Origin of the sequence: Nostoc sp. C110 (genome assembly GCF_043099725.1) — a bacterium.
Taxonomy (GTDB): domain Bacteria; phylum Cyanobacteriota; class Cyanobacteriia; order Cyanobacteriales; family Nostocaceae; genus Nostoc; species Nostoc muscorum_A.
Window position 1 is genome coordinate 2,301,063 of record NZ_CP171148.1, and the last position, 15,595, is coordinate 2,316,657.

Consider the following 15,595-nt stretch of genomic DNA (forward strand, 5'->3'; position numbering starts at 1 on the left):
TTTATCAAAAATGAAGCTATTTATCCGAGTAGATGCATCAACACAAATAGGTACAGGTCATGTAATGCGTTGTCTAGCTTTAGCGCAGGCTTGGCAAGATGTAGGTGGTCAGGTAATTTTCCTTATGGCAACGGAAGCAGCAGATTTGAAAACTCGATTAAAGGCGGAAGGAATGGAAGTTATCTACCTGCCAATTCAAGTTGGAAGTGCTGAAGATGCCAAAGAAACAGCGAAACTCGCACGCCAGTTTAATGCAAATTGGGTTGTGCTAGATGGTTATCATTTCGGTGCTAAGTATCAAGAAATCATCAAGGAATCAGAGCTAAAATTTTTATTAATTGATGATTATGGACACGCCAAACAGTACCACGCGGACATTGTTTTAAATCAAAATATTCATGCTTGTGAGAAATTGTACAAGAATAGACAGCCATATACCAAACTGTTACTTGGTACAAGCTATAGCATCTTGCGGCGGGAATTTTGGCATTGGCAGGAATGGCAGCGATCGCTCCCTCCAATAGCTAAGAAGTTACTAGTTACATTAGGCGGTGCAGATCCAGATAATGTAACTCTTAAGGTGATTGAAGGATTGCAACAAGTAGAAATAGAAGAGCTAGAAGCAGTTGTTGTAGTTGGAGGAAGTAATCCACATTATGAGCAGCTGCGATCGGCTAGTCAGGAATCGCGCTTTCCTATTCAACTGAAAAGGAATGTGACAAATATGCCTGAGCTAATGGCTTGGGCTGATGTGGCAGTGACAGCTGGTGGTAGCACTTGTTGGGAACTGGCTTTTATGGGTTTGCCTAGTGTGATGTTAATTCTGGCAGATAATCAATGGCCTAGTGCCAAAAAACTGAATGGCGTGACTGGCATTAATTTGGGCTGGCATGAGGATATTTCAACTAGTGAAATAGCAGCAGCAGTTTCAGAATTAATGATATCAACTCAAACAAGATCAGGAATGGTCAGGTGTGGTCAGGACTTGGTAGATGGTAAAGGAATAGCTATGGTTTTAAGGTCTTTCAATAACAAATTGAAAAACATAAAAATAGATGTTGAAAGTACCAGGATTAATCTTGATGAAAATGGTAAGTCAATTTTGCAAGGAAATCTAATCAATGGAAATGCCAAAACGTGAAGAATACCGACTCAGACCTCTGGAAGAATCAGATTTAGAGCAGTTATTAGAATGGCGTAATTCTGACCGAATTCGAGCCAATATGTACAGCGACCACATTATTAGTATGGATGAACATAGAAAATGGTTTGAAAATAATAGCAACAGTGAAAGTACTATTTATAAAATCTTTGAATTTAAATCCCGCTCAATAGGGGTAGCAAATGTAATTCAAGTAGATATGCATAATAGAAAATGCTTTTGGGCTTTTTATTTAGGAGATATTAATGTACCACGTGGTAGCGGAGCAGTTATGGAGTTTCTTTTCTTAGAATATATTTTTGAAGTATTACAAATCAGAAAATTGTGTTGTGAAGTATTTGCTTTCAATATATCAACTATAAAATTGCATAAGAAGTTTGGTTTTACCGAAGAAGGATGCTTTAAACAGCATATACTTAAAAATGGCAAGTATGAAGATGTGATAAGCATGGCTTTATTGCAAGATGAATGGATAATTAACAAACCAAAAATAGAAATAGTATGTTTTGGAAAAAGCTAATTATATGGAAGAAATAGTAATTCAGGGTAGGAAAATTGGTAGTAGTCAAAAACCCTTTGTTATTGCCGAAATGTCTGGCAATCATAACCTTTCATTAGAAAGAGCTTTAGATATCGTTGAAGCGGTTGCTAAAGCTGGGGTAGATGCACTGAAACTTCAGACTTATACTGCTGACACGATGACTTTAGATATAAATGAGGGTGATTTTTACATTGATTCTCCTAATAGTCTGTGGTATGGTAAATCTCTGTATCAGCTATATCAGCAAGCTTACACACCTTGGGAATGGCACAAACCTATCTTTGAGCGTTGCGAGGAACTAGGAATAATTGGGTTTAGCACTCCTTTTGATGCCACCTCTGTAGATTTTCTCGAATCTTTAAATGTACCTTGCTACAAAATAGCCTCTTTTGAAAATACCGATTTACCTCTAATTCGTAAAGTTGCGAGCACAGGTAAACCGATGATTATTTCTACTGGTATGGCGACAATTTCTGAGTTAGATGAAACTGTTCGGACAGCACGAGAAGCTGGGTGTCAAGAATTAATATTACTCAAATGTACTAGTAGCTATCCTGCTACACCAGAAAATACTAATCTGCTAACTATTCCTCAAATGCGCGAGTTATTTAATGTGCAGGTGGGGTTATCTGATCACACAATGGGTATTGGAGTTGCTGTTGCCAGTGTTGCTTTAGGAGCTACATTAATTGAAAAGCACTTTACTCTGTGTCGGGCTGATGGTGGAGTCGATTCAGCCTTTTCAATGGAACCAGCAGAGATGCAGCAATTGGTAATAGAATCGCAAAGAGCTTGGCAAGCTTTGGGCAATATAAAATATGGAGCAACTGAGGCTGAAAAAGAGTCATTGTTGTATCGGCGATCGCTCTATGTTGCCAAAGATATGAAAGCCGGAGAGATTCTCACCCCAGAAAACCTAAGAGCAGTACGCCCAGGTTTAGGATTACCGCCCAAGTTTTTCGAAATTGTTATTGGTAAAGCAGTTAATCAAAATATCAAAAAAGGTACGCCTTTTACCTGGAACTTAGTATTATTAACTGAGGAGAAAAAGTGAATTAATACTCAAAATAACGCAAGTTTTTGTTTCTATCAATATATTAAAAACTAAAAAATGAAGGATTAATCTCAATGAGCCAAGTCAGCACAAGTGTACAGATCCTACGAGAACATTATCAGACTCTTTTGGAAACATATGGTGATTCACTCGAATCCGGGCAGTGGGGTTCAAAAGAGGGACTACTTGCTCGATATGCTCAACTTGTTAAAATTGGCGATTTAAATGGATGTAGGCTTTTAGATATAGGATGCAATTTAGGTAATTTTGCAGCATATTTACAGGAGCAAAACATAAATTGTAAATATTCTGGGGTAGATATTGTTCCTGAAGCTATTGAAATTGCACGTCATAAATTTCCGACTATGCAATTTGATTGTCTGGATATAACGCAAGAAAGACCAAGCTATACTTATGATTATGTTTTTGCATCTGCTGTTTTAAATAACTCCCTTCCTGACAGCAAAGTTTTTCTTGAAACTTTAATTCAAAAAGCATTTTCTTGCTGTGAAAGAGGTTTAGCATTTAATTTTATTTCCTCCTACGTAAATTTCCAAGAAGATTTAATGGCTTATCACGAACCAGAAGCTGTTTTAAATTTCTGTATTAAGAATCTGTCTAGGAAGGTGATATTGTTCCATCACTACTATCATTGTGATGTTTGTATTTATGTTTATAAATAAATGAATACTAAAGATTTTGTAATTAATTGGCAGGAAGTAGCAAATATTTGGGATGATTTTGTTGAAGATTCTGCTCAGGGAACTGTTTTCGCTAAAAGTGAATTTCTTAATTCATTAGGAGTTCACTTTCAAATTATTACAGTCTCTTTTAGACATAAAATAGTTGCAGGCACTGTTATTTTATTTTCTGAAGATGGCAATACATTACCTGCTCCTTTCCCTTTCACGCCCTATCAAGGATTGTTACTATCTGACAATTTTACTAAAACAGATCACAAACGAAATTGCGAAGATTTTTTAATTTTAACTTGGTTCATAGAACAACTTATAGAAAAATTTGAAAAAATTTCCCTAGCCCATTCATGGCAATTGCAAGACCTACGACCATTTCAATGGTATAACTACCATACACCTGAAAAGGGAAAGTTTGAAGTTAAACTCAGATACACGAGTATATTAAAATTAACAAAATTTGAGAGCTTTGACTTTTATCTCAGTTGCATCCGCGCTGTCAGGCGGCAAGAAATGCGGAAAGCTATCAAGAATAAATTATCTATTCAGGTGTCTGACAATATTGATATTTTAGACAAACTACACCGAGAAGTTTGGGCTAGACAAGGAATAGAAAATATAGAAAAAGAATCTTACTTACTTAAAGCAATAACTCAAAAATCTTTAGACAAAGGATTTGGAATACTGAAAGTATGCTATCTGGATATAATTCCTGTTTCTGCGATTTTATTCCTCTTTGATCGTAAGCGTGGTTATTATATGTTTGCTGGGAATAATTCTGAATACAGAGAAACTGGTGGCTCAACATTTCTACTACTTGATTTAATTGAAGAATGCTTTAAACGCAAGTTGCAAGAAGTTGACTTTGTAGGAGTTAATTCTCCCAATCGAGGAGATTACAAACTCAGTTTTAATCCAGAGATAAAGCCTTATTTTGTAACAGATTTTAAGGACAATTTGAATCTCTATAAATAAATATAAAAATTTAACTGGAGAAGTAACTAAAACTGTGAATCGTGTCATTGCCACAATAGAAGCTCGGATGGGGTCTTCACGTCTTCCTGGTAAAGTCCTCAAGGAAGCAGTGGGTAAACCAATGCTGTTGTTGATGATTGAGCGTATCCGTCGCGCTCGTTATATAGATGAAGTAGTAGTTGCTACAACCACAAATGAAAAAGATGAAGCGATCGCATCTTTATGCAGCAAACACAATATTCCTTACTTTCGTGGTTCAGAAGAAAATGTCTTAGAACGAGTTGTGGAAACTGGGCGACACTATCAAGCAGAAGTTAGTGTCCTTTTAACCGGAGATTGTCCCCTAATTGACCCTTATGTAATTGACCAACACATCTGTGCCTTTTTCGCGGCTTATCCCCATGTGGATTATGTTGCTAATTGTGAAGTGCGTTCATATCCTCATGGGCTGGATCTGATGGTGTTGTCTTGGAAAACACTAGCCGAGACAGTTGATTTTGCCTCCAGCAAACCCTTTCGTGAACACGTTGGTTGGTACGTCCGACGACACCCAGAGCAATATCGTCGTTTGGATATCATTGCTCCTCCAGGCTTAAGTAATCCTTTTTTCCGTATTACCCTTGACTATCAAGAAGACTACGATCGCATCAAAGCCATTTTTGAAGCACTTTATCCCCAGAATCCCCAATTTACTACAGTAGACATTCTTCACTATGCCCAACAACAAGGATGGATTGACTCCTAAGAGAGATTAAGCTCATGAAAGTGTGTGTCGGTATTATTGGTCTGGGAAAAATTGGGCATCGCTTTGGCATTTCCCGACAAGGCGATCCACTCAGCCATTCCGAAGGGTATGCCCAAATCCCTAATGTAACAGTTGCATTAGGAGTAGATCCAGATCCAGAGGCTTGTAGAAATTTTCAGCAACGTTTTTCTGAAGCGCAGGTATACTCCAGTCTGAAAGATGTACCAGATGGACTTCACCTCGACGTAGTATCAATATGTAGTCCTACTCACCTACACGCTGAGGGAGTTATTACTGCGCTGGCTTGGCAACCGCGCGTCATTCTGTGCGAAAAACCCCTTGGAGTTAATCTAGCAGAAGCAGAAATGATGCTAGCTGCTTGCTCTGCACAGGGCTGTATTTTGATAACTAACTATTCGCGTCGTTGGACACCAATGCTGCAAGCCTTGAAAAATCTAACGAACCAAGATGATGGCTTGGGAACCCCAATTGGTGCTTGCTTACGCTATAACGGTGGTTTATTGCACAATGGAACCCATTGGATCGATATGTTATTGGCTTTATTCGGATCAGTTGCTTGTGCATATCGTCTGGAAAAATCACCTGTTCTTCAAGATGACACTGCTGAGTCCATTGCACTATCCTGGGACAACGGATTAACTGCATATTTGATTGCAGTACGTGGAACTGGGTATTCAATCGGCGAAGGCGAACTCTGGGGAACCGGCGGTATGCTGCGGTATAGCGCCGGGGGGCAGCAAGTCACTTGGCAGACAGTTCAACCTAGCCAATGGTCAGGCTTTCAAGAGTTAAGTCAAGCAAAGATGATCTGTGAAGCTGGCTTAAAAGGCCACATTCTGGGGGCTGTTACCGAAGCTGTGCAATTAGCACAAATTGGCGGACAACCAACCTGTTCTGGCGCTGATGGTGTGCTTGCTTTACAAGTTGTTGAAATGGCAAGAAACAACAAATTTCTAATTAAGTAGGTAATTTGATGGTTATTACTAGAGAAAAACCGGCTTTGCTTGGAGGTTCCAAGGTTTTTCCAGAGCCATTACCAAGGTATATCAGTACTGGTTTTCAGGAGACTGAAGCCGCGATTCAAGTATTGAAAAGCGGTATTTTATCTGACTATATCGGTGCTGCTGGACTGTACTTTATGGGTGGCAAACAAGTTCGCTCCTTAGAAGAACAATGGGCTAACTACTTTAATGTTCGTCACGCTTTAAGTGTTAACTCTGCTACTAGTGGTTTACATGCTGCTGTGATTGCAGCTGGTGTTAGTTTTGGTGATGAGGTAATTGTGCCACCGCAAACGATGTCAGCAACGGCAACAGCAGTGGTTATGGCAAATGGTACTCCTGTTTTTGTCGATCATGAGGAGGCTAGTTGCTGCATTGATCCAGAAGCTGTTGAAGGTGCTATTAGCACACGCACAAAAGCAATTATCGCAGTCAATTTGTTTGGGGGCCCAGCCCAACTGGTGCGCTTACGTGAATTAGCAGATCGACATGGTTTGATTCTAATTGAGGACAATGCCCAAGCACCAGGAGGTCAGCATCAGGGCCGTTGGTTGGGGACAATTGGGCATTTGGGAGTTTTCAGCCTCAATTGTCACAAAACGATTCAGTGTGGTGAAGGGGGGATTGTAGTCACTAATGATGATTACTTGGCGCGGCGAGTAGCACTGGTGCGTAATCATGGAGAGAACGCAATAGAAGCGGAAAACTGGTATGAAGATGCTGATATTGTTGGTTACAATTACCGTTTAACTGAACTTCAAGGGGCGATCGCTCAGGTTCAACTCCAACGTTTGGAAGAATTGACACAGCCACGACTAAAAATTGCTGAAGCTTTAAACCAAGGGCTGTCTGAGTTTAAAGCATTGCGGACGGCTAAAGTTGGTAGTGGCGATCGCCATGTTTACTATACATATCCCATCTGGATCGATCCACAACAAGCTGGATTGTCGCGGGACAGATTTGTGGAGGCACTTCAAGCAGAAGGATGTCCTTTAACGGGGCGTTATGTGCGTCCTTTATACAGACTACCTCTTTTCCAAAAGCTGCAACAAGAAGGCAAGACAATTGTCAGTCATCCTACTGGTGTCTGTCCCATAGCTGAAAAGACATATAACGAGACACTTTTATCTACAACTCTCATCCAAATACCTGGGGGTATTGACTTAGTTGATCGTTTCGTAGCTTCTGTTGCTAAAGTCCTGGCTCATGCTGAAGAGTTAAGTCGAGGAAAAGATAAATGAAGATTATTGCGATCGCTCACGATCCAGGTGGTGCTAATGCTGTGGCTGCAACCGTTGCAGCCTTGCGGGCAGCAGGTACACAGGTAGAAGCGTATGCTAAAGGCCCAGGCATTCGTCAATTTCAACGTCTTGCAGTTGCTTGCACGCCAATTTCTGAGGAACACCAAACTCTTTTTGTGAGATTAACAGGAGATATTCTGCTAACAGGAACATCTCAGTATGATGAGTTTGAACGCGATGCTATTTTTTGGGCAAGGCAAGAGGGTATTCCTAGTGTTGCTGTTATAGACTATTGGGCAAATTATCGTCAGCGTTTTCAACCATTCAACAATCCTGATGCGGAAGCAATTTTTCCAAATATTATCACAGCCATAGATGAAGTGTGTGCGACAGGAATGCTTACCGATGGATTACCGAAAAATCGAATTTGCATTGTGGGACAGCCTTATTTTGCTTGGTTGGTTGCTAGACAAAAATATAGAAAAAGTACTATAAAAACAGTACAAAATATTTTATTTGCTTCTCAACCTAATGCTAACGAGATTGATATTCTTCGCATCTTAATTAAGGTGTTAACTGACTATAAACCTTTGAAAAAATTGCTGATCCGGTTTCATCCACGCCAAGGTAAGTGTCGTGATTCCCTTGATTTGCTGGCAAAATCAGATTTACCGTTTGCAATTGACGAAAGTACCGACATACTGGACACCCTGCAACAACAAGATATTGTTTTAGGAATTACTTCCATTATTCTAATTGAAGCAGTTTTAATGGGGATACCAGCAGGCAGTTTGCTTATGGGTGTGAATGATACACTGATGACCAATAAATGGGGAGTTACTGTCCCTTTAAAATCGCCAGAAAAGGTACAAGAATTTTTGGATTATACCCAAAATAGTGAAATAGACAAGACATTTTGTAAACAGCAGCATAATGCAGATTTACGAGTAGCTCAATTGTGCAAGGCGATAATTTAGTTTTATAATTTGAAATATTTTTGCGAGTATTGGGTATTATAAACTGTTACCACTATAACTACCAAAAGTAAAAAAATATTTTTCTATCAAAGTCATCTGAGAAATTTGATTATAATCAGCAGTTTGGTTTAAAAAATCTTACGTAAACAATTTAGTTTTTATTAGCAACTACATCAAGATAATGTCTAAAAAAAATAAGGTTCTGTTCTTTTCTCCATATGGCTTTTGGTTAGTTCATAACCAACTCGATGCTGTTGTAGCTACTTCCTTGCAACTTCGCGGCTGTGAAGTTTTGGTTATAGGCTGTGATGGAGTTTACAATGACTGCGCTATTACAAGGTTTAATAATAACAAAGAATTATGTAAAAGCTGTGCTAAAGTCGGCAAAAACTTCTTTGAAGATTTATTTAGCCTTCCATATATGCAACTACGTAATTTCATTGAAAACGACGATTATATTATTGCTAATGAATGGGTGAAAACAGTCCTTCCTCAAGACTATAAAAATGCTAAATATTACAATTTACCAATTGGTCAATGGGTGACTTCAACTATTCATACTCACTTTAGAATAGCTGATGCAGGGCTATCTAGCAATTATGTCCAGAGTATCCATAGAAAATATTTAATAGATGGTTTAGTGACTTACAATGCATTAATTAGATTATTTAATAAATATCAACCGACTAATGTATTTTTGTTTAATGGTCGATTTGCTCCCTATCGCATAGCATTTGAGGTAGCACGTCAGATGAAAATTGACGTAATTACTCACGAAAGAGGTTCGATTGATGATAGCTTTGCTTTCTTTGATAACCATCCTACATGGAGTTACCAACCACCCTTAGATTGTGTAAAAGCATGGGAAGAAATAACACTGACTAATGAAGAATTAGTACAGACTAAAAATTATTTTATAAAGCGTGAATATGGTATAGATATAAACTGGCCTGCTTTTTATAACTTTCAAACAAGTCCGGTAAATATCCATCGTCAACTTAGGATACCGTTAGATGCAAAAATATTCGCTGTATTTACGTCAAGCGAAGATGAACTAGCGGCGCTAGAAGGGAAGGTAAAAGTTACCACGCAATTTGATATTATTAAAAATTTAATAGAGATATTTAAAAATAGAAATGAATACTTAGTAATTCGTCATCATCCTTATATAGGAGGTAATAAAGATACTCCAATAGAAAGCGATTCTTTATCAAAAGCTTATCAACAGGTATTTTCTCTACCAGAAAATGTCCGCGTTGTGATGCCTTCTGAGCAGTTAACTTCTTATGCATTGCTTTGGCATACAGATGCAGCGATCGCCTTTTTTAGCACAGTGGCAATTGAAGCGATCGCTAGAGGTGTACCAACAGCAACATTAGCAACTTCATCCTATGAAAAAGCCTCACGATACACTATTCAAGACACTAGTATTGAACATCTAAATCAACTCGTTGATAACCTATTGAAAGATTCATCTAAACTAACATCAGAAGATTTAAAGAGACTTTATCGCTTTACGAATGCTTACTTCTTTAAATTTTCTCATAAATTTCGCTCAATTGGTATAAAGAATTTTTATTCCCACGACTTGAGATTTGAAAGTTTAGATGATTTGCAGCCAGGTAATGATCCAAGCTTAGATAAAGTTTGTAACAGAATTATGCTAGGTTCTTCCCTCGATAATTTACCTAGTAACGATTTGGATAATCGATTGCCAGAACAAGAAGAAGATTTTTACAAGCAAGAATTGCAAGAAATAGAAAATCATAAAATTCTCATAAGAGAACAGAGTTTAAATTATCATAATAATTTAGTTCCAGATATTTGTTTAGTAGCTATTATATATCTAAAATACAATACTTTATCACCGATTGAAAGTCAAATTTTCCCTGATTATTTGCATAAATCTCGATATAAAAACATAGTGATATATGAAATTAATGATTGCGAATTAAGCAATTATCAAACTATCATAGACTCTATTTTATCTTTAACAGAAAATATAGTAGCAGACTATATACTTATCGCTAACAACTATACTCAGTATGATGAATCATTTATATCCTCAGCCATTGATATCCTAACATCTACAGATTCTCAAGATATAAATGGAGTTTTTACCGGAGGTTGGCTATCAACTGTAGAAAACAGAATAGAGGATGGCGTATTTATTTCTGGGGTATTCAATCAGCAACAAAAACTTGTATTCCGCCAGGGAAACATTACATATCCACAAGCATTAGAAATACTTCCACTACTCAACATTCCGCTTAGTGTGTTGTCATTTGGAATACTTAAAAACAGTACACTAACACAAATTATACAAGAACTCAGAACAATCCCAGAAAATCAAGCTGCTCAATACTTATTTGAATCAGTTTTTAATAGTGATAATATTTGTAAAATTGAACTGCCTAAGCTGGTTATTCGTCAAGAGTTAGAAGTCTTGAAGGGTGTTAATAACTCAACGCCAGAATTGCCAATTCATTTTTTTACAATAGTCCTAAATGGGCAACCGTTTATTAAGTATCACATTGAAGTATTTAAACATCTTCCTTTTAAATGGCATTGGCATATTGTTGAAGGTGTAGCAGACTTAAAACACGACACAAGTTGGAGTGTGAAACTAGGTGGAAATATCAGTGATGAAATCCATAAAAATGGTCGTAGTTACGATGGGACTACAGAATATCTAGATGAAGTAGCGCAACTTTACCCGACCCAAGTCACAATATACCGAAAACCAGAGGGTGTTTTCTGGGACGGAAAACGAGAAATGGTAAATGCACCAATTGTTAACATTCAAGAGGAATGTTTGTTGTGGCAGGTAGATGTAGATGAATTGTGGACATTAGAGCAGATTTGTACTGCTAGAGAAATGTTCATTAGCAACCCTGAGAAAACAGCTGCTTTTTATTGGTGCTGGTATTTTGTAGGAGAAAAATTAATTATCAGTACTCGTAACTGCTATACACAAAATCCTCAACAAGAGTGGCTAAGAACTTGGAGATTTAAACGAGGAGCATTTTGGGCAGCACATGAACCTCCCGTATTAGTAGAAACCTCGTTAGATGGTGAATATAAAAATGTTGCAGCAGTTAATCCTTTTTTACATGAAGAAACTGAAAAGCTTGGTTTAGTTTTCCAGCATTTTGCCTATGTAACAGCACAACAATTGCAATTTAAAGAGCAATACTATGGTTACAGTAATGCTCTTTATCAGTGGCAGGCTTTACAGGAAATAACTAAGTTTCCAGTTCTTTTGCGTGAATACTTATCATGGGTAAGAGATGAAACGAGGGTTGATAATGCTGAAAAATTGGGTATAGTCCCAATTGCACAAAAAGAACTTAGCAGCAATAATTGGCGGTTCTTACAACCAGATGAAATACAGCAGCAAATTGCACAAATTCAAAAACCAACACCACTAATTATAGTTGATGGTGTTTTCTTTCAACTTTATCAAACTGGCATTGCTCGTGTCTGGAAATCCTTGTTAGAAGAATGGGTTAATAATGGTTTTGCAAAACATATTGTTGTGCTTGACCGTGGTGGCACTGCACCCATAATTCCTGGTATTAGATATCGCACAATCTCATATCATGATTACGATAATCTTGACTCCGATCGATCAATGCTACAGCAAGTGTGCGATGAAGAAGGTGCAGATTTATTTATTTCATCCTACCATACAACGCCGACTACTACACCTTCTGTATTCATGGCTCATGACATGATAGCAGAAAGAATAGGTTCAAACTTAAATCATATCATCTGGCAAGAAAAAAATTATGCAATTAAACATGCGTCTGCTTTTATTGCAGTTTCAAAAAATACAGCACGCGATTTAATAAGCTACTTTCCACAAATCTCTTTGGAATCTGTAACAATTGCTGAAAATGGGATTGATCATACAACCTTTTCAGTAGCTAGTCAGAAAGATATTCATCAATTTAAAATAAAATACGGTATTACCAAACCCTACTTTCTGTTAATCCGTCTTGGTACTGTTTATAAGAATAGTATTTTGTTTTTCAAAGCTTTTTCACAGCTTGCAAGTAGCTATGGTTTTGATATTGTTGTTACAGGAAGTGACGGTGTATTACCACCAGAATTTAGAGCCTATACATCAGGTAGCATCGTTCATCTGCTGCATCTTAGTGATGAAGAGTTAGCAATAGCTTACTCTGGTGCAGTGGCGCTTATTTATCCTTCTAAATATGAAGGTTTTGGTATGCCTATATTAGAAGCAATGGCTTGTGGTTGTCCTATAATTACTTGTCCTAATGCTTCAATTCCAGAAGTTGCAGGTAAAGCTGCAATATATGTGAATGATGATGATGTACATGAAATGACAAATGCACTTTGTGAAGTGCAAAAATATACTACTCGTCAGTCATTAATTAGCGCAGGTTTAGTACAGGCACAACAGTTCTCTTGGGCAAAAATGGCGCAAACTGTTAGTTCTGTATTAACTAATGCTACACTGATTTATTTAAATCTCAACAAAATTAATCTAATTATTTTCCCTGATTGGTCACAATCAGAAGAGTCTCTTGGTTTAGACTTACAACAAGTTATCAAGGCGATCGCCACTCATCCTAATAACGAAGAAACTACCCTAATTATTCATACTGGTAACATTCCTGGTGAGGATGCTGAACTGTTTTTATCTAGTGTGGCTATGAATCTTTTGGTACAGGAAGATTTAGACGTTACCGAAGGATTAGAAATTTCTCTAGTGAAAAAATTGGCTGATATTCAGTGGGAAGCTTTGCTACCTCGCATCAATGCCAGAATTATTTTAGAACATGAGGATCAACAATCTTTAGGACAAGTGGCAGTAGGTAAAATTCCTTCTTGCCAAATTGATAATTTAAGCAACCAACTCAATATTTTATTTAAAGGTGAAAAAACTAACTTAACTAGTAGAGAGGAGGTATCTATTACAGACGCATTAGCCGTAAAATATGGAAATATCAATATTATAATTTTTCCTGATTGGTTACAATCAGAAGAGTCGCTGATTTTAGAATTAGAACAAGTAATTAAAACGGTAATCAATCATTGTGATAGTAACCAAATAACGTTACTTATAAATACTAATGGCATTTCTGAAGATGATGCCAATTTAGTTTTATCTACTGTGGCGATGAATCTGCTACTAACAGAAAATTTTGATATTACTGTAGAATGCGAAATTTCTCTGCTGGAAAATTTAGATGAAATTGAACTAAGAGCTATAATTCCTTTCCTCCACGGTCGAATTATTTTACGACATGAAAATCTGGAGGGTTTAGCATTATCTCTAATAGACAATATCCCAGCATATGAAATAGAAAGCTTCAATAATATACATATAGAGCATTTAGTTTTTGATTTAAGTAATAGATTATTTCAAGAGGGCAGATGGACAGAAGCGATCGCTCAATATCAAAAACTTTTAGAAATCCAATCGGGTGATGCAGATATTTATTATAATTTAAGTTATTGCTATAGACAGTTAAACCTGCTAGACGAATATTTCCAGACTCTCCAGGAAGGAATTCAACTTTACCCTCAAGAAGGAAGATTACATTTTTCATTAATCATCGATTTACGGCGTAATGGACGTATTCAAGAAGCAATATTAAGTGCAGAGAATGCGGCTAAATGCTTACCAAATGATTACACTTTTAAAATTCTCAAATATTTGACAATTCCATCAATATATGAAAATCAAGAGGAAATTAACTTCTATCGCCAGTGCTTTATTCAAGGACTACAAGATTTAATTCAGCAAACATATCTGAAAACTACAGAAGAGCAACAAAGTGCTTTAGCAGGAATAGGTCGCCTCACAAATTTTTACCTATCATATCAAGCACAAAATGATATATATTTACAACGCCAGTATGGAAAGTTAGTACATGAAATTATGGCAGCTAACTATCCACAATGGTTAGTTCCTTTATCTATGCCTAAGCTTCAGCCTAATCAAAAAATTCGTATTGGTTACGCTTCACATTACCTGCATTCTTATAGTGGCACACTTTGGTTAACTGGCTGGTTACGTTACTGCGATCGCCAAAATTTTGAAATTTACTGTTACTACATAGGAAATGAGCCAGATCCTGTTACCCAACAGTTCCAAAATTACAGCGATGTTTTTCACCATATTCCTTATAACTTATCAGCAGCTTGTGAACAGATAATTGCTGATAAATTGCATATTTTAGTCTTTCCTGAAATAGGTATGGACGCACAAACCATGCAAATGGCCGGTCTGCGGCTTGCGCCTTTGCAATGCGTGGCTTGGGGACATCCGGTAACGACTGGCTTACCCACAATTGATTACTTTTTATCTAGCGAGTTAATGGAACCCGAAAATGCCCAAGAACATTATTCAGAAAAATTAATTCGCTTACCCAACATTGGAGTTTCTTACCCTAAGCCATATATTCCCCCAGTTATCAAAACCCGTTCAGATTTTGGGTTAGGAGATGATGCAGTCATTTACTTGTGCTGTCAAGCTCCTTTTAAATACCTACCGCAATATGATTTTATTTTTGCGGAAATTGCTCGTCGTCTTCCTGAAGCTAAATTTGTGTTTTTGCGTGGTACTTTACTTGAGCCACGTTTAAAGCGTGCTTTTGCTGCTGTTGGACTTAACAGTGAGGATTATTGTGTATTCCTCAATATTCCAGAGCGGCTAGACTATCTAATGATTAACTTACTTTCAGACGTTTATCTAGATACATTTACTTGGTCTGGTGGTAATACTACTCTAGAAGCGATCGCTTGTAATCTTCCCATTGTCACCTGTCCTGGAGAATTTATGCGGGGTCGTCATTCTGAGAGCTTCTTAAAAATGCTAGGGGTAACGGATACCATCGCTCAAAACGAAGCCGAATATATCGAAATTGCTGTCAAATTAGGACTAGATCAAGCTTGGCGAGGCGCTATTGCTGAAAGAATGAGCCAAAATCACGATCGTCTTTTTGATGATAAAGCTTGTGTCGAAGGTTTAGAAGCCTTCTATAAAGAAGTTTGTAGTAAGCACTGAAGCGCTCACTACAAACTTAATAATTTGTGCTTGGGTTGTTTTGCCTATAGCACTTCTGGGTAGAGTCTAATACAGACTTAACCCCCAGCCCCTTCCCTACAAGGGAAGGGGAGTAAGATTCAAAGCCTCTCTCCGTTT

Annotated in this window: 10 protein-coding genes; all 10 read left to right on the forward strand. The window is 37.5% G+C overall.

Annotated features, from left to right (window positions below; all coding sequences use genetic code 11):
• The first annotated feature begins 10 nt into the window (after nucleotides 1-10).
• The 10 genes from pseG (at nucleotide 11) to ACFFRD_RS15500 (ending at nucleotide 15,457) form a co-directional block, all read left to right on the forward strand.
• Nucleotides 11-1,141 carry a UDP-2,4-diacetamido-2,4,6-trideoxy-beta-L-altropyranose hydrolase gene (gene pseG, locus ACFFRD_RS15455; protein ID WP_392482222.1) on the forward strand — a complete coding sequence of 377 codons (1,131 nt, stop codon included), beginning with the start codon at nucleotides 11-13 and terminating at the stop codon, nucleotides 1,139-1,141.
• On the forward strand, nucleotides 1,122-1,682 hold the full coding sequence (gene pseH / locus ACFFRD_RS15460) for a UDP-4-amino-4,6-dideoxy-N-acetyl-beta-L-altrosamine N-acetyltransferase (protein WP_392482223.1): 561 nt from the start codon (nucleotides 1,122-1,124) through the stop codon (nucleotides 1,680-1,682). The genes pseG and pseH overlap by 20 nt, the downstream gene beginning before the upstream one ends.
• Nucleotides 1,683-1,686: 4 nt before the next feature.
• Entirely contained in the window at nucleotides 1,687-2,757 is a 1,071-nt protein-coding gene (gene pseI / locus ACFFRD_RS15465; protein WP_392482224.1) for a pseudaminic acid synthase, read from the forward strand.
• Nucleotides 2,758-2,831: 74 nt separating this feature from the next.
• The gene (locus ACFFRD_RS15470; RefSeq protein ID WP_392482225.1) at nucleotides 2,832-3,440 is read left to right on the forward strand and encodes a class I SAM-dependent methyltransferase; all 609 of its coding nucleotides are present in this window, start codon (nucleotides 2,832-2,834) and stop codon (nucleotides 3,438-3,440) included.
• A complete protein-coding gene (locus ACFFRD_RS15475; RefSeq protein WP_392482226.1) occupies nucleotides 3,441-4,427 on the forward strand; it encodes a GNAT family N-acetyltransferase in 987 nt (328 codons plus the stop codon).
• 34 nt (nucleotides 4,428-4,461) lie between these two features.
• The gene (locus tag ACFFRD_RS15480; RefSeq protein WP_392482227.1) at nucleotides 4,462-5,172 is read left to right on the forward strand and encodes a cytidylyltransferase domain-containing protein; all 711 of its coding nucleotides are present in this window, start codon (nucleotides 4,462-4,464) and stop codon (nucleotides 5,170-5,172) included.
• Between the two features lie 14 nt (nucleotides 5,173-5,186).
• Entirely contained in the window at nucleotides 5,187-6,158 is a 972-nt protein-coding gene (locus tag ACFFRD_RS15485) for a Gfo/Idh/MocA family protein (protein ID WP_392482228.1), read from the forward strand.
• A gap of 8 nt (nucleotides 6,159-6,166) precedes the next feature.
• Nucleotides 6,167-7,435 (forward strand): DegT/DnrJ/EryC1/StrS family aminotransferase, encoded by a 1,269-nt coding sequence (locus tag ACFFRD_RS15490; RefSeq protein ID WP_392482229.1) that lies wholly within the window; start codon nucleotides 6,167-6,169, stop codon nucleotides 7,433-7,435.
• A complete protein-coding gene (locus ACFFRD_RS15495) occupies nucleotides 7,432-8,412 on the forward strand; it encodes a hypothetical protein (protein WP_392482230.1) in 981 nt (326 codons plus the stop codon). The genes ACFFRD_RS15490 and ACFFRD_RS15495 overlap by 4 nt, the downstream gene beginning before the upstream one ends.
• Before the next feature lie 181 nt (nucleotides 8,413-8,593).
• Nucleotides 8,594-15,457: a glycosyltransferase gene (locus ACFFRD_RS15500; RefSeq protein ID WP_392482231.1), complete on the forward strand. Its 6,864-nt coding sequence runs from the start codon at nucleotides 8,594-8,596 to the stop codon at nucleotides 15,455-15,457.
• Nucleotides 15,458-15,595: the final 138 nt, after the last annotated feature.